The 14,371-nt window shown below is 68.0% G+C and carries 14 protein-coding genes; 7 read left to right on the top strand and 7 right to left on the bottom strand.

The window, feature by feature from the left end; all coding sequences use genetic code 11:
* Nucleotides 1-49: 49 nt before the first annotated feature.
* From IAG39_RS19365 to IAG39_RS19355, 3 genes are read right to left on the bottom strand one after another with little or no spacing between them, the layout of a single operon-like run.
* Nucleotides 50-793 (bottom strand): GntR family transcriptional regulator, encoded by a 744-nt coding sequence (locus IAG39_RS19365; protein ID WP_059380589.1) that lies wholly within the window; start codon nt 791-793, stop codon nt 50-52.
* Between the two features lie 2 nt (nt 794-795).
* Nucleotides 796-2,412: an AMP-binding protein gene (locus IAG39_RS19360; protein ID WP_118935022.1), complete on the bottom strand. Its 1,617-nt coding sequence runs from the start codon at nt 2,410-2,412 to the stop codon at nt 796-798.
* Nucleotides 2,413-2,415: 3 nt separating this feature from the next.
* Complete coding sequence (locus tag IAG39_RS19355; RefSeq protein WP_118935020.1) at nt 2,416-3,456, bottom strand: cyclase family protein; 1,041 nt, start codon at nt 3,454-3,456, stop codon at nt 2,416-2,418.
* Between the two features lie 103 nt (nt 3,457-3,559).
* Between IAG39_RS19355 and IAG39_RS19350 the strand changes: the two genes are divergently transcribed.
* Together IAG39_RS19350 and IAG39_RS19345 are read left to right on the top strand one after the other, a co-directional pair.
* Nucleotides 3,560-4,555 (top strand): Bug family tripartite tricarboxylate transporter substrate binding protein, encoded by a 996-nt coding sequence (locus IAG39_RS19350; RefSeq protein WP_059380587.1) that lies wholly within the window; start codon nt 3,560-3,562, stop codon nt 4,553-4,555.
* The gene (locus IAG39_RS19345; protein WP_118935018.1) at nt 4,552-5,274 is read left to right on the top strand and encodes an SDR family oxidoreductase; all 723 of its coding nucleotides are present in this window, start codon (nt 4,552-4,554) and stop codon (nt 5,272-5,274) included. Before IAG39_RS19350 ends, IAG39_RS19345 begins: the two co-directional genes overlap by 4 nt.
* On the opposite strand, the gene IAG39_RS19340 is transcribed toward IAG39_RS19345, so the two are convergent.
* Nucleotides 5,271-6,146 (bottom strand): GlxA family transcriptional regulator, encoded by an 876-nt coding sequence (locus IAG39_RS19340; protein ID WP_118935028.1) that lies wholly within the window; start codon nt 6,144-6,146, stop codon nt 5,271-5,273. The two genes, IAG39_RS19345 and IAG39_RS19340, sit on opposite strands and share 4 nt — an antisense overlap.
* Nucleotides 6,147-6,236: 90 nt before the next feature.
* Here IAG39_RS19340 and IAG39_RS19335 point away from each other — a divergent pair, with 90 nt between their 5' ends.
* Complete coding sequence (locus IAG39_RS19335) at nt 6,237-6,911, top strand: DJ-1/PfpI family protein (protein WP_118935016.1); 675 nt, start codon at nt 6,237-6,239, stop codon at nt 6,909-6,911.
* Between the two features lie 19 nt (nt 6,912-6,930).
* Here the strand turns inward: IAG39_RS19335 and IAG39_RS19330 are convergent, their stop codons facing one another.
* Nucleotides 6,931-7,413 (bottom strand): Lrp/AsnC family transcriptional regulator, encoded by a 483-nt coding sequence (locus tag IAG39_RS19330; RefSeq protein WP_054454795.1) that lies wholly within the window; start codon nt 7,411-7,413, stop codon nt 6,931-6,933.
* 142 nt (nt 7,414-7,555) lie between these two features.
* Here IAG39_RS19330 and IAG39_RS19325 point away from each other — a divergent pair, with 142 nt between their 5' ends.
* Nucleotides 7,556-8,077: a LysE family translocator gene (locus IAG39_RS19325; RefSeq protein ID WP_223283516.1), complete on the top strand. Its 522-nt coding sequence runs from the start codon at nt 7,556-7,558 to the stop codon at nt 8,075-8,077.
* Between the two features lie 145 nt (nt 8,078-8,222).
* Here the strand turns inward: IAG39_RS19325 and IAG39_RS19320 are convergent, their stop codons facing one another.
* Nucleotides 8,223-10,109: an ABC transporter ATP-binding protein gene (locus tag IAG39_RS19320; RefSeq protein WP_059380583.1), complete on the bottom strand. Its 1,887-nt coding sequence runs from the start codon at nt 10,107-10,109 to the stop codon at nt 8,223-8,225.
* 352 nt (nt 10,110-10,461) lie between these two features.
* Complete coding sequence (locus tag IAG39_RS19315; protein ID WP_187774052.1) at nt 10,462-11,175, bottom strand: GntR family transcriptional regulator; 714 nt, start codon at nt 11,173-11,175, stop codon at nt 10,462-10,464.
* A gap of 139 nt (nt 11,176-11,314) precedes the next feature.
* On the opposite strand from IAG39_RS19315, the gene IAG39_RS19310 reads away from it, so the two are divergent.
* The 3 genes from IAG39_RS19310 to IAG39_RS19300 are packed head-to-tail and all read left to right on the top strand — an operon-like array spanning nt 11,315 to nt 14,351.
* Nucleotides 11,315-12,178, top strand: coding sequence for a VOC family protein (locus IAG39_RS19310; RefSeq protein WP_054456504.1), 864 nt, complete (start codon nt 11,315-11,317; stop codon nt 12,176-12,178).
* Nucleotides 12,175-12,900: a class II aldolase/adducin family protein gene (locus tag IAG39_RS19305; protein WP_240633286.1), complete on the top strand. Its 726-nt coding sequence runs from the start codon at nt 12,175-12,177 to the stop codon at nt 12,898-12,900. The genes IAG39_RS19310 and IAG39_RS19305 overlap by 4 nt, the downstream gene beginning before the upstream one ends.
* Nucleotides 12,897-14,351: a 2-hydroxymuconic semialdehyde dehydrogenase gene (locus IAG39_RS19300; protein ID WP_059374175.1), complete on the top strand. Its 1,455-nt coding sequence runs from the start codon at nt 12,897-12,899 to the stop codon at nt 14,349-14,351. Before IAG39_RS19305 ends, IAG39_RS19300 begins: the two co-directional genes overlap by 4 nt.
* Nucleotides 14,352-14,371: the final 20 nt, after the last annotated feature.

The raw sequence follows: 14,371 nt of genomic DNA, 5'->3' as shown, positions 1-14,371 counted from the left end.
CTTGACGCTGGCGGGTCGAGGTGGGGGGACTCCTTGTCTTGAATGTGGTCTAGCGATGGGACAGCAGGTCGAATTCCATCCGCACCTTGCTGAACGGGAACTCCAGCCGCGCGTAATACACCACACGGCCGTCGATGCAGGCGTAGCGGCGTATTTCCGCCACGGGCGAGGACACGGGAATCTGCAGGGACTCGGCGGATTCCTGGCCGGCCTCGATCACGTTCAGCACCTGGCGCGCTTCGCTGATGCGCGCGCCGTAGAACTGGTCCAGCACCGGCGCCACGGTGCTCTTGCGGATTTGGGCGCGGTGCTTGCGGAACAGCGCGCTGTCCAGGAAGACCTCGCTGTAGCAGAAGGGGGCGCCATCAGTGGTGTGCACCCGCCGCAGGTACTGGAAGCTGCCGCCGCGGTCGGCGTCGCAAGGCATGCCCAGGGTGTCGGGCAGGGGCGAATCGGCGCTGGACTCCACCAGTGAAACCGTGCCCAGCTGGTTGCTCAGCTCCACGGTTTCGGCCCAGGTCTTGGGGATCAGCAGGGTGGGCGTTTCAGGCAGTTCGGCATTGACGAAAGTGCCCGACCCGCGGGAGCGGCGGATCAGGCCATCGTCTTCCAGCAGGCCGAATGCCTGGCGGATGGTCGCCCGTGAAATGCCATAGGTTTCCATCAGCGCTTCCAGCGGCGGAATCTGCTGGCCGGGCCGCCACGTGCGGTTCTGGATATTGCTGCGAAACAGCGCCGCCGCCTGCAGATACAGCGGCTGGGGGCTGCGCGAGAAGAGCTTGGGGTCGGGCATGTTCAGGCGGAGGGCGTCGTGGTCGGAGCCGCGAGTATGGCATCGGCCATTTCGCGCAGCCGGTGCTTCTGGATCTTGACCGAGTTGGCGCTTTCCACCGAGGGGAATTCATCCAGCACGGTAAAGCCCGCCGGCGTCTTGAAGCCCGCCATCGCGGCTTTGCACGCGGCGGTCCAGCCCGCCGGGTCGGCCGCGGCGCCCGGTTGCAGCAGCACGAAGGCGTAGGACACGGTCTTGCCCTTTTGCGTCGCGCCGACCACCTGGCAGGCGCGCACGCCCTGCAGGGTTTCGACCACCTGTTCGATTTCCACCGGATTGACCAGGAAGCCGGACAGGCGCAATGAATCGCCCATGCGGGTCTGGAACACGAACTGGCGCGGATTCAGCGTGTAGCCGAGATCGCCGGTCTTGAAGTAGCCGTCATCCGTGCAGGCGCCGCGGGTGGCCTCGGGATTGTCCAGATAGCCCTGCATCAGGCTGGGCGAGAGGATTTCGAGTTCGCCGGACTGGCCATGCGGCAGGATTTCGCCCGTGGCGGGATCGCGGGCGCGCACGCGCGCCTCGGGGTAGATCAGCGTGCCGCCCGGCTGGTGGCGCGCGGACACGTCGCCCTCGGCGGGATCGCGCGGCTGGCCGGCGACCAGGGCCACCAGCTCGCTGGAACCGTACAGGCCGGTCAGCGGCACGCCGGCCTCGCGGGCCAGGTCCAGCATGTTGTCCAGCGCCGGCGTGAAGCTGGCGAAGCCGAACAGCCGCACCGAGGCGAAGTCGCCTTGGGCTCCCGCCCGCATCATGCCGACCAGGGCCTCGTTGTTGGCGTAGGTGTGCGTCACCGCGTGGCGGCGTACCGCGGCAGAGGACTGGGCGGCGTCGAACACCGGCGCGCAGACCACGGGCGCGCCTTGCGCCAGGCCGCCGGCCAGCGTCGCGAAGCCGAAGGCGCCGCAGAAGGGCGCGCTGGCGAGCACGCAGCTTCGGCCGTCATAGCCATAGGCCCGCGCCACGGTCGCGCCGTGGTTCAACAGCGTGCGCTGGTCGTGCAGCACGAACTTGGGCTTGGACGTGGTGCCGGACGTGGTGAAGCACAGCACGCCCGCATTGGGCTGGGCCGGCGGCGCCGCGTCTGTGCAGGACCGCAGGTCCTGGTAGCGGTGGGCAGGCTTGCCATGAAAGCTGGCGGGCAGCGTCTCGTCGGCATTCGTCAGCGCGATCACGCCTTGCAGGCGCTCCAGATGTTCCGGCGCGACCTCGCCCAGGATGCCCTGGAAGTCTATGCCCTTGAACCCCGGCCAGAACACCAGCCAGTCCGCCTTGCCGCGTCCCAGGATGTCGGCCAGCTCCAGCGCCCGGAAGCGCGTGTTGACCGCCAGCACCAGCGCACCCAGGTGCGCGCAGGCCAGGAACGATTCCACCCAGGCGGCGCAATTGGGCAGCCAGACCGCCACGCGCTGCCCCGGGCGCACGCCGATGCGGGCAAGGCCGGCGGCCAGCGCGCGGCTGTGCGTCCGCAGTTGCGCCGCGCCGATGGGCTGGTCCTGGTCGATCAGCAGCGGCGCATCGGGCTGGCGCGCGGCCAAGGCGTCCAGGTGTTCGGAGAAAGTCGAGTACGGCATGTTCATGGCTTACACCGTGGCGATGGGCGTCACGGGAGAACCCACCGCGCCAGGCATGCGCAAGGGCGGGGCGGTCAGCAGGAAGCGGTTGCGGCCTTGCGCGTGCAGCCAGTCGGCCAGGTCCTTCAGGTACCAGAGTTCGGCCAGCGGCAGGCCCAGCTTGAAGAGGCAATGGTGGTGTAGCGGCAGGATCGAATGTCCAGGGCCGGACGTGCGCGCCGGATAGGCTTCGACCGCATAGTTGTCCGCGCAGATCGCGGCGATGCCGGATTGCGTGATCCAGTCCAGCAGCGCCGGGTCGGAGCCGTCCAGCACGGCGCCGGTCTGTTCCAGCTTGTGCGGGTCGGGCTGGCCGTCCATGGCCACGATTTCCTCGGCAAAGCCGGTGCGCAGCACCAGCATGTCGCCGCGTTCCACCGTGACGTTCTGCGCCCGCATGGCGGCCTGCAGGCCCGCCAGGTCGACGACCGTGCGGCCGGAACCGTACGCGCGCGCCAGGTCCACCAGCACGCCGCGGCCCTGCATGCCTTTTTCGGCATAGCGGTTGATGCCGAGCTTGCGCGCATACGATCCGCCGGGCGGGCAGCAGGCGTCGTCCGAGTTGTCGGGATCCGCGCCGCCGAACACGTCCACGCCGGCCGCGTAGCCGTTGTAATAGACGCGGCGCGCCTCGCCGTCCCCTTGGATGTCGAACAGCGCGCCCACGTGGCACAGGCCGTCCCACTGGGTGGAGTACTGCATGGACAGCGTGACCTGGTCGTCGGACAGCACGTCCACGGCTTCGGGCTGCACCTGCGACATCTGGAAGTTCAGGTAGGGCGTGCCTTCGCGGAAGGTGGGCTTGAGTGTGGGGGCGTGGCGGCGCGGATTCAGCACGTTGCCGCCCGGCAGGTCCAGCGGCAGCGACAGGCAGAACACCTTGCCCGCGCGCACTTCCCGCACCGCCTGCAGCACTTTTTCCTCGGTCAGCAGGTTCAGGCGGCCGATCTCGTCATCCGGGCCGAAGTCGCCCCAGGTGGAGCCTTCGGGGCGTTGGGTCCAGCGTTTCATCTGCTTGTCTCCTGGAGGTTTTCTATGTTCTTATGAATATAGTACGTATTTACGTACTTTAAAAAGAAATCCGCAATCAGCGGGTTCGATAGGAGACAAGCCCATGACGCAATTCCTGCAGCGCAGGTTGGCGATCACTGCGCCGGCCCTGGCCGCGCTGGCCTTCCTGACCTTGCCCGCGGCGCACGCCGCGGGCTATCCCGATCATCCCGTCACCGTCGTCGTGCCTTATCCGCCGGGCGGGGGCGCCGACATCTTCGGCCGCGCCATCGCCCACGCGCTGGAACCGGGCCTGAAGCAGACCGTGCTGGTCGAGAACAAGCCCGGCGCCGGCGGCAACATCGGCATGGCCTACGTGGCGCGCGCCAAGCCCGACGGCTACACGCTGGGCCTGGGCACCATCGGCACCCAGACCATCAACCAGTTCCTCTACAACAACATGGCGTTCGACCCCGAACGCGACCTGGTGCCCATCGCGCTGGTGTCCACCACGCCCAACGTCATCGCCGTCAGCGCCAAGTCGCCCTACAAAACGGTGGCGGACGTGATCAAGGCGGCCCAGCAATCCAAGGACAAGAAGCTGACCTATGCGTCGCCCGGCATCGGGTCCTCGGTGCACCTGACCGGCGCCTATTTCGAAGCCATGGCGGGCGTGACCATGCTGCACGTGCCGTTCAAGGGCACGTCCGCATCGCTGCCGGCGGTGGCCGGCGGGCAGGTCGACCTGCTGTTCGACAACCTGCCGGGCGCGCTGGCGCAGATCAAGGACGGCAATCTGGTCCGAGGCGTGGCGGTCACGTCCGCGGCTCGCGATGCTTCGGTGCCCAACCTGCCCACCGTCGCGGAATCCGGCCTGCCGGGCTTTGACGTCACCGCCTGGTTTGCGCTGTACGCCCCGCGCAACACGCCGGAGCCCGTGGTCCGGCAGCTGATCGAAGCCGCGCGCAGCGGGCTGAAGAATCCGGCCGTCGCGGCCAACTTCGCCGGCATGGGCGCCAAGCCTGGCACGCTCTTCGGCGCGGACCTGGCGGCCTTCGAGGCCGCGGAACGCAAGAAGTGGGGCGGACTCATCAAGGACAAGGGAATCACCGCGCAATGAACACGCCCACCGCACTGGTCACCGGCGGCAGCCGGGGCATAGGCCGCGCCATCATCGCGCGTCTGATCGACGATGGCTTTCAGGTCGTCAACTTCAGCCGCGGCGCGCCCGAAGCCCTCTTGCCTGGCGAGACGTTCCGCTCGGTCGACCTGGGCGACCCCGCAGCCACCGTGGCCGCCGCGCAGGAGTTGGCGGCCGAACGCCGGGTCCTGCATCTGGTCAACAACGCCGGCATGATCCAGGTCGCGCGCATCGGCGACGTCACCCAGGAGCAGATGGCGCGGATCATGGCGCTGAACGTCACGGCGCCGGTCCTGCTGATGCAGGCCCTGCTGCCCGGCATGCGGGCGGCGGGCTACGGGCGTGTGGTGAACATCGGCAGCCGCGCCGCCCTGGGCAAGGACGGACGCACCGTCTACGGCGCGTCCAAGGCGGCGTTGGCCGGGATGACGCGGACCTGGGCGCTGGAGCTGGCGGGCAGCGGCATCACGGTGAACACCGTGGCGCCAGGACCCATCGCGACTGAACTGTTCAACCAGTCCAACCCGCCGGGCGCGCCACAGACCTTGGCCTTGGAGGCGGCGATTCCGGCAGGAAGGGTGGGCCGGCCCGAAGAGGTCGCGCATGCGGTCTCCATGTTCATGGACCGGCGGGCGGGTTTCATGACGGGACAGATGCTGTACGTGTGCGGCGGCGTGTCGGTGGGGCTGGCCGGCTAGCCGCTCAGCGCCTGACCCAGCTGCGCCATTTCCTTCCTGGACATCTTGCCGGATGCCGCCAGCGCCTGCGCCCGCTCCAGGCGCAGGCGCTTGAGCACTTCGGTGGGCGCGACGCCGAAATGCGCGGCGAATTTCCGCTGGAAGGTGCGGCGCGACATCTGGCAGGCATCGGCCATGTCGTCGACCGACCAGCGCGCCGACAACTGCGCCTCGATTTTTTCCACCAGGTCGCGGAACGGCGCGGCCACGCGGTCCTGCATACGCAGCGCCTGGCTGTACTGGCGCTGGTCGCCGTTGCGGCGCATGAATACGACCAACCGGCGCGCGACCCGCTGCGACAGGTCGGCGCCGAAGTCGCGTTCGATCAGCGCCAGCGCCAGGTCGATGCCGGCGGTGACGCCGGCCGAGGTCCAGTACTTGCCGCTTTCGATGTAGATGCGGTCGTCTTCGACGCGCAGGGCCGGGTGTAGCTGGCGCAGCCGGTCGGCCGAGCGCCAGTGGGTGGTGACGGCGCGGCCGTCCAGCAGGCCGGCGGCGGCCAGCACGAAGGCGCCGGTGCAGACGCTGCAAGTGCGTCCGGCGTCCGCGTCGCGGCGGCGCAGCCAGGCGCGCGTCTCGCCATGGGCGCCCGCGAAATCGGCGCCGGGGCCGCCGGGTACGAACATCATGTCCAGACGCTCATCGCCGTCGTCGGCAAAAGTGCCGTCCACCTGCATGCGCAGGCCCTGTTCCCAGGTGCTGACCTGCGGCGTGGCGGCGATGGTGCCCAGGCGGTAGAGCTTGCGGCCGGCTTCCTCGTTGGCCGAACTGAAGGCTTGCCATGGTCCGGCCAGATCCAGCGGCTGGAAGCCGTCGTACAGGACGAATTGCACGCGCAATGGCGCATCGGGCGGCGTATTTGGCGCACGCGTCCGGGCGCGTCCGCCTATGCTGGAAGTCGTCGTTTCTAACGGAGCATCGTCATGCATGTGAATTTTCTCTTGTTCGAAGGGCTGACCCAGCTGGACATGACCGGACCGTACGAAGTGCTGGCAGGCGCGCCGGGCTTCACCGTGGATTTTGTCGCAAAAACGCGCGATCCGGTGCGCAGCGATCGCGGGCTGTGTTTCGTGCCCACGCAGACCATCGCATCGGCGCCGCCCTGCGACTTGCTGGTGGTGCCAGGCGGGCCGGGCACGGATGATGCCATTGTCGACGCCGACTGGGTAGCGTTTACACGTGCGCAAGGCCTGGCGGCGCGCTACGTATTCGGCATCTGCACCGGTTCGCTGCTGCTGGGCGCGGCTGGCCTGCTGCGCGGCAGGCGTGCTTCCAGCCACTGGCGCGCACGTGAACTGCTGTCGCGCTTCGGCGCCATTCCCAGCGATGAGCGCATGTGCGTGGACGGCAAGTTCTACACCGCGGGCGGCGTGACCTCCGGCATCGACATGGGGCTGAAGGTGGTGGCGGACCTGTGCGGCGAGGACGTGGCCAAGCTGATCCAGCTGCAGATCGAATACGACCCCAAGCCGCCGTTTCCTGGCGGCACGCCCAAGACTTCGGAGCCGGCCGTGGTGCAGCGTTATCTGGAGATGTCGCAGACGCGTTTCGAGCGCCGCTCGCAGGCGGTGGACCGGGCCGCGGCCGCGATGGCGTGAGTTCGTGCGCGCGGCGCGCTCACTTCGCCAGATGATCCAGCGGCAGCGGGCTTTGCGGCTTGACGGTCTGGATGGCGAAGTTGCTGCGGATGTCCTTCACGCCGGGCAGCTTCAATAGCGTGCCCAGCAGGAAGCGTTCGTAGGCGCGCAGGTCGGGCACCACCACCTGCAGCAGAAAGTCGGACTCGCCCGACACCAGGTGCGCGGCGATGACTTCCGGCAAGGTGCTGACTTCCTCGCGGAACAAGGCCGAGTCGCGCTCGTGGTGCCGCTCCACCTTGATGCCGACGAAGACGGTCAGGCCCAGGCCGACTTCGTCCGGCGCCAGGCGGGCTTCGTATCCCTGGATGACGCCGGCTTCTTCCAGCAGCCGCACCCGCCGCAGGCAGGGCGAAGGGGACAGGCCGATCTGTTCGGCGAGTTCGACATTGGTCAGCCGGCCGTTCTGCTGCAGGGCTTCCAGGATCCGGCGGTCGTAGGCGTCCAGTTCGCGTTTTGGCATGGAATTAGGATTAGGTTTGTTTGATTGGTTGAATATGCCAATCATCATAAATCCGATGGCATGAATAGGATGCACATGCCAGCGCCATTTTCCTAGAATGATCGCCTGAGTCAGGACGGAAAGGAGCGGGGAAATGGCGGATATGGCGATGTTTCTAGGGGCTTTGCTGATCGTCTACGTGGTGCCGGGACCCGACATGATCCTGCTGCTGGAAACCGGTGTGCTGCGCGGCAGAGGGCAGGCGCTGGCGGTGGCCGCGGGGCTGGCCATCGCGCGGGCCGCCCACGTGACCCTGGCCGCGCTGGGATTGGCGGCGCTGTTCAAGACCCATCCCTGGGCGTTCGATGCGGCGCGCACGGTGGGCGGCTGCTATCTGGTCTGGTTGGGCTTGCGGCTATTGCGCGCAGGACCCGTGTCCTACGATGCTTCCGGGCAGGCGCCCGCGAGCCGCGCGGGACTGGGGCCGGCGCTATTGCGCGGCGTGTTGACCAATGTGCTCAATCCCAAGGCCTTGTTGTTCTGCTCGGTGCTGCTGCCGCAATTCGTGTCGCCCGCCCAGGGGCCGATAGGCCAGCAGTTCGCCGTGCTGGGCGTGATCCTGGTCAGCCTGGGCCTGGCGCTGGACGTGCTGTGCGCGTTGGCGGGCGGGGCGGTGGGGCGCTAGATGTCGGCCAGCCCCCGTGCGCAGGAGATCCAGAGCCGGGTGTTCGGGCTGGCGTTGATCGGCTTCGGCTTGCGCCTGACCGTGGCCCAGCGTCCGGCCTGAACCGCCGGCCCCGCAGCTTGCGCCGCGGGACCGGCCGCCAGGCTTACTTGGCGTAGGCGTACGAGGACTCGTCGGCTTCCTCGTCCTTCGGCCGCGGCGGGACCGCGCCGTCCTCCAGCAGCTCCGACTGCGTCAGGCCCTTGGTCAGCTCCAGCGCCTGGCGTTCGAACAGGCGCCGGTACAGGCCGCCCTTCAGGCGGATCAGCGCGTCGTGGCTGCCTTCCTCGATGACGCGGCCGCGGTCCATCACCAGCAGGCGGTCCAGCGCGCGCACCGTGGACAGGCGGTGCGCCACCACCAGCGTGGTGCGGCCCACCATCAGGCGGTCCATGGCCTGTTGGATCAGCACTTCGCTTTCGCTGTCCAGGCTGGACGTGGCTTCGTCCAGGATCAGGATGGGCGCATCGGCCAGGAAGGCGCGGGCCAGGGCCACGCGCTGGCGTTCGCCGCCCGACAGCTTGACGCCGCGTTCGCCGACCAGCGTGTCGTAGCCCTTGGGCAGCGCCATGATGAAGTCATGGGCGCTGGCCAGCCTTGCCGCCTGCTCGATCTCGGCCTGCGTGGCGCCGGGGCGGGCATAGGCGATGTTCTCCGCCAGCGTGCGGTGGAACAGCACGGGTTCCTGCTGCACGATGGCGATCTGGCTGCGCAAGGACGCCTGCCGCGCCTGGGCGATGTCCTGCCCGTCGATCGTGATGCGGCCATCGTTCACGTCGTACAGGCGCTGGATCAGCTTGATGAACGTGGTCTTGCCGGAACCCGAATGGCCGACCAGGCCGACCCGTTCGCCCGGGGCGATGCGCACCGAGAAATGGTCATACAGCGCCTTGTCGTGCGCGCCATAGCGGAACGTCACGTCCTCGAAGCGGATCTCGCCGGCCGTGACGCGCAGTTCGCCCGCGCCGGGCCGGTCGTCCACGCCCAGCGGCTGCTTTTCCAGCGCGACCAGTTCTTCCATGTCGTTGACCGAACGTTGCAGGTTGCGGATGTGCATGCCCACGTCGCGCAGATAGCCTTGCAGCATGAAGAACATCGTCAGGGCGAAGGTGATGTCGCCCACGCTGGCCTGGCCGCGCGACCACAGCAGCAGCGACGCGCCCAGGATGCCCGCCTGCATGGCGACCAGCATGGCGCCCTGGATGCCGCCGTTGATCGTGCCGCGGATCCAGGTGCGGCGCGTGCGGCGGCGCCATTTGTCGACGACGCGGTCCAGCCTGACTTCTTCGCGCGCTTCGGCGCCGAAGGCCTTGACGACCGCATTGCAGCTGACGGCGTCGGCCAGCGCGCCGCCCATGCGCGTGTCCCACGCGTTGCCCAGGCGCGCGGCCGGCGCCACATAGCCCAGCGACAACGCCGCGGTCACGGCGATGTACAGCACCGAGCCCAGGCCCACCACCAGCCCCATGATGGGCCAGTGCGCGCCCAGCAGGGCGGTGGCGCCCACCAGCATCACGACCGACGGCAACAACGCGATCAGCAGCGTGTCGTTGAGGATGTCCACCGCCCACATGCCGCGCGTGATCTTGCGCACCGTGGAGCCGGCGAAGCTGTTGGCGTGCCAGTCCGTGGAAAAGCGCTGCACGCGGTAGAACGCGCTGGACACGATCCCATTCATCATCTTCAGTGTGAAGGTGATGATGTTCTGGAATATGGCCTGGCGCAGCAGCGTGCCGCCGATGCCCAGCGCGATCAGCAGCCAGAACGCGGTGACGGCCGCGCTCCAGACGATTTCGTCGCCGGCCGCGCCCGAGGCCACTGCGTCAACCAGTTTGCCGGCGTACAGCGGCGTCAGCACATCGGTCACCGCCGACAGCAGGGCGAGCACGATGATGCCGGAGGTACGCCAGGGCTGCGCGCGCCAATGGCGGAAGGTAAAGCCAAGGACATCCTTGAAGGTCTGTCCTCGTAGATCGATTTTTTTTCTGGCCATTGCAATGGCCCGGCGTCACCAGGACGCCGGGAGTCCTTGTGTGGAAAGAGGAAGGAGCGGCCTGCGCGGCGAGGCGCGGGCGATTGCGTTCAGGTTTTTGGGGCAGGCACGGAGGACCAGTCGCTAGATAGGCATCCAGCGATGGGTCCGCGCGGGCGACGACTTAATGGCGTCGCGGGGACACGCGCGGGATGGCGGTATGCGGATTCATCATCTTGCGCCTCCCAGTAGTGTGAGATGTGGGGGAAAAGGAATGGGCAGAGGCCCGAATTGAAGATTCTATAGAAGTGGTGTAGGCGAAGCAACGGGTAGGCGCGCGCCGGTGTGGGTTTTTTTCAACTGCGCGCGGCGTTCAGCCTGGGGTGAACAGCGTGGGCGGCAGGCGCGCCACGGCGTCGTAGGTCAGGCGGATGTGGGCGGCCAGCAGGTTACAGGCGCGGTCGGCATCGCGCGCCAGCGTGGCGTCCAGGATGCCCTTGTGTTCATCGTCCAGGTCGCGCGCGATGGGTTTGCGCGTGACGGTCAGGCGGCGGTAGCGCTCGGCCTGCTGGTACAGGATGCCCAGGAAATGATGCAGCCAGCGCGAGGGACAGGCGCGGATCAGTTCGCGGTGGAATTCGCGGTTGCGCTGTTCCCATTCTTCAAAGCGGGTGTCGGGGTCGGCGGCCAGGCGCTGTTCGGCCTTGCTCAGCCGGTGGAAGGCGGCCAGCACCGCGCTTTCCCAGTCGTCGTCGCCCAGCGCGATGGACTGGCGCAGGGCCTGGGTTTCAAGCAGCACGCGGTTCTCGGTGATGTCGCGGAAGTCTTCCAGCGAGATCGGCGTGACGTGGAAGCCGCGTTGTCCTTGCGCGATGACCAGCGCGTCCGACACCAGCAGCGCCAGCGCCTCGCGCAGCGTGCCTGCGCCCACGCCGTAATCGTCCTTCAGGTGTTCGACCCGCAGGCGGGAACCTGGCGGATGCACGCCCTGGATGATGTCGCGGCGCAGGTTGACATAGGCCGCGCCGACCAGGGTGTTGGCCGAGGCGGAATGGGCGAGCGGGGGGAGGGTGGCGCCGTCTGACATGGGAGCTACTTTATCACTGCGTTCAAAAAATCTCGATAAAAATTATTGACGCCGAGATTTATGCTGCTTATCGTAGAAAAAAAGCGTCGAGACCACGACCGGCACGGAGCCGGCGGCAGGCGCAACCTGGAGACAAGCAGTGATACGGCTACACGACATCCGGTACGTCCGGCTGGGTACCCGCGACCTGGAATCCGCGGTCCGCTACGCGACCGCGGTGCTGGGGCTGGAAGTGGCGCGCAAGGAGCACGGCGCGGTCTACTTCAAGTCCGACTCGCGCGACCACACCCTTTGCTACTTCGAAGGCGATCCGCGCGACCACACCACCGCATTCGAAGTGGACACGTCCGAAGAACTCGAGCATGCCGGCGCGGTGCTGGAGCGCAGCGGCTATCAGGTCGCCGCAGGCAAGCGCGAGGACGCCGAGCAGCGCTACGTGCGCGATTTCCTCAGTTTCATCGACCCCTCCGGCAACCGAATCGAGCTGGTGCACGCGCCGCATCACAGCGGCCGCCGCTACTTCCCCAGCCGCGATGCGGGCGTGACCGGCTTTTCGCATATCGGCCTGCGCACGCTGGACGCGCGGCGCGACGAAGCCTTCTGGACCGGCCTGCTGTCGGCCCGGGTCAGCGACCGCATCGGCGAAGCGCCGCTGCTGCGCATCGACGAAGTGCACCACAAGATTGCGCTGTTCCCGTCCAGCTATCCGGGCGTGCAGCACATCAACCACCAGGTCGAAAGCATCGACGACATCATGCGCGCCTGGTATCAGCTGAAGGAATGGCAGGTGCCGATCCGCTTCGGCCCCGGGCGGCATCCGACCTCGGGGGCGATGTTCCTGTATTTCGACGGCCCCGACGGCATGATCTACGAATACTCCACCGGCGTGCGCCTGATCACCGCCGAAGACGAGAAGACCTACCGGCCGCGCAGCTTTCCCGCGGTGCCGTCCTCGTTCTGCATGTGGGGCGCCAAGCCCGACATCCCGGAGTTCAAGACGTGAGCGCCGCGCCGATGAAAGCCGACGCCGGCCAGGAAGCCCTGGTGCGGGCGGCGGCGCGCGGCCTGGCCCGCGCCGGCCTGGTCCACGCCTACGGCCATTGCAGCAGCCGCCTCGACGCCGGTCACTTCCTGGTATGCGCCGCGCGGCCCATGGGCCTGATCGAACCGGGCGAGGCGGGCACGGTGGTGCCGGTGCATGGCGAGCTGCCCGAGGGCGTGCTGGGCGAGGTCCGCATCCATCAGCACATCTACCGCAAGCGCCCCGAAGTGGGCGGGGTGGTGCGTTCCATGCCACCCACGGTCATGACGCTGTCCTCGGCCCGGCTGACGCCGCAGCCGCGCCATGGCATGGGCTCGTATTTTTCTCCGTCCGTGCCGCTCTGGGACGATCCGCAACTGGTGCGCAGCGACGCCCAGGCGCGCGGCGTGGCCCAGACCCTGGGCGCGGCGCGCGCCGTGGCCATGCGCGGCAACGGCGCGGTGGTGGCGGCCGAATCGCTGATGCATGCCGTGGTGCTGACCTGGTATCTGGAGGATGCCGCGCGCATCGAATGGCAACTGCGCTCGGCCGGCCTGGCCGAAGGCGCGCCCACGCTCTCGCCGGAAGAGGCGGCTACCCGCGCCGTGGGCACGGGCCGCATCTACGAGCGCATGTGGGAATACCTGACCGCCGGCGACCCTGAAGCGGCGCTGGCAGACCTGTCACAACCGAGGACGCAATGACCGATTTCCGCAATTTCATCAACGGCGAATGGGTCGCCACGGACAAGACGTTCGACAACCGCGATCCGGTCGACAACCGCCTGATCGGACGCATCCACGAGGCCGGCGACGCCGAGGTCGACGCCGCCGTGCGGGCCGCCAAGGCGGCGCTGCGCGGCCCCTGGGGCAAACTCAAGACGCAGCAGCGCGTGGAGCTGCTGCACGCGGTGGCCGACGGCATCATCCGCCGCTTCGACGAGTTCGTCGATGCCGAGATCGCCGACACCGGCAAGCCCTACGACCTGGCCAGCCATCTGGACATTCCGCGCGGCGCGGCGAACTTCAAGATCTTCGCCGACCTGGTGCGCAACATTCCCAACGAGACCTTCGACCTGGAAACGCCGGATGGCGGCCATGCCCTGAACTACGGCGTGCGCGTGCCGCGCGGCGTGATCGGCGTGATCTGCCCCTGGAACCTGCCGCTGCTGCTGATGACCTGGAAGGTGGGGCCGGCGCTGGCCTGCGGCAACACCGTGGTGGTCAAGCCTTCCGAAGACACCCCGGCCACGGCCACGCTGCTGGGCGAAGTCATGAACGAGGTCGGCGTGCCGCCCGGCGTCTATAACGTGGTGCATGGCCGCGGCCCCGGCTCGGCGGGCGAAAAGCTCACGCGCCATCCGCTGGTCGACGGCATCACCTTCACCGGCGAAACCCGCACCGGCGAAGCCATCATGCAGGCCGCGGCGGTGGGCGTGCGCCCCGTGTCCTTCGAACTGGGCGGCAAGAACGCGGGCATCGTGTTCGCCGACGCGGACTTCGACAAGGCGGTGGCCGGCATCGCGCGCGCCGCCTTCGACAACACCGGGCAGGTCTGCCTGGGCACCGAGCGCGTCTACGTGCAGCGGCCGATCTTCGACCGCTTCGTGGCGGCGCTGGGCGAGCGCGCCCGCGGCTTCAAGCTGGGCCGTCCGAAGGATCCTGGCGTCAACCTGGGGCCGCTGATCTCGCAGCGTCACCGCGACAAGGTGCTGGGCTACTACGCCCGCGCCCGCGAAGAGGGCGCCACGGTGGTCGCGGGCGGCGGCGTGCCGGACATGCCGGATGAGCTGGCCGGCGGCGCGTGGATCCAGCCCACCGTGTGGACCGGACTGCCGGAAACCTCGGCCGTGATCCAGCAGGAAATCTTCGGCCCCTGCTGCCACATCGCGCCCTTCGACACGGAAGAAGAAGCCGTCGCGCTGGCCAACGCCACGCCCTACGGCCTGGCGGCCTCGGTCTGGACCAGCAACGTGGGCACCGCCCATCGCATGGGGCAGGCCCTGGAAGTGGGCATCTGCTGGATCAATTCCTGGTTCCTGCGCGACCTGCGCACGGCCTTCGGCGGGGCCAAGCAGTCCGGCATCGGCCGCGAGGGCGGCGTGCATTCGCTCGAGTTCTACACGGAGCTGCGCAATGTCTGCGTGAAGCTCTGACCTGTAAGCAAGCCTTAGTA

The sequence above is a fragment of the Achromobacter xylosoxidans genome (genome assembly GCF_014490035.1).
GTDB classification, from domain to species: domain Bacteria; phylum Pseudomonadota; class Gammaproteobacteria; order Burkholderiales; family Burkholderiaceae_B; genus Achromobacter; species Achromobacter bronchisepticus_A.
The sequence above is the reverse complement of the archived record's forward strand: the minus strand, read 5'-3'. Positions and strand labels throughout refer to the sequence as shown.

What these genes read in the sequence shown, in the direction of transcription:
- IAG39_RS19320 (WP_059380583.1), bottom strand. Translation starts at nt 10,109, where the DNA reads ATGGCCAGAAAAAAAATCGATCTACGAGGACAGACCTTCAAGGATGTC.
- IAG39_RS19345 (WP_118935018.1), top strand. Translation starts at nt 4,552, where the DNA reads ATGAACACGCCCACCGCACTGGTCACCGGCGGCAGCCGGGGCATAGGC.
- IAG39_RS19300 (WP_059374175.1), top strand. Translation starts at nt 12,897, where the DNA reads ATGACCGATTTCCGCAATTTCATCAACGGCGAATGGGTCGCCACGGAC.
- IAG39_RS19365 (WP_059380589.1), bottom strand. Translation starts at nt 793, where the DNA reads ATGCCCGACCCCAAGCTCTTCTCGCGCAGCCCCCAGCCGCTGTATCTG.
- IAG39_RS19355 (WP_118935020.1), bottom strand. Translation starts at nt 3,456, where the DNA reads ATGAAACGCTGGACCCAACGCCCCGAAGGCTCCACCTGGGGCGACTTC.
- IAG39_RS19325 (WP_223283516.1), top strand. Translation starts at nt 7,556, where the DNA reads ATGGCGATGTTTCTAGGGGCTTTGCTGATCGTCTACGTGGTGCCGGGA.
- IAG39_RS19330 (WP_054454795.1), bottom strand. Translation starts at nt 7,413, where the DNA reads ATGCCAAAACGCGAACTGGACGCCTACGACCGCCGGATCCTGGAAGCC.
- IAG39_RS19350 (WP_059380587.1), top strand. Translation starts at nt 3,560, where the DNA reads ATGACGCAATTCCTGCAGCGCAGGTTGGCGATCACTGCGCCGGCCCTG.
- IAG39_RS19315 (WP_187774052.1), bottom strand. Translation starts at nt 11,175, where the DNA reads ATGTCAGACGGCGCCACCCTCCCCCCGCTCGCCCATTCCGCCTCGGCC.
- IAG39_RS19335 (WP_118935016.1), top strand. Translation starts at nt 6,237, where the DNA reads ATGCATGTGAATTTTCTCTTGTTCGAAGGGCTGACCCAGCTGGACATG.
- IAG39_RS19360 (WP_118935022.1), bottom strand. Translation starts at nt 2,412, where the DNA reads ATGAACATGCCGTACTCGACTTTCTCCGAACACCTGGACGCCTTGGCC.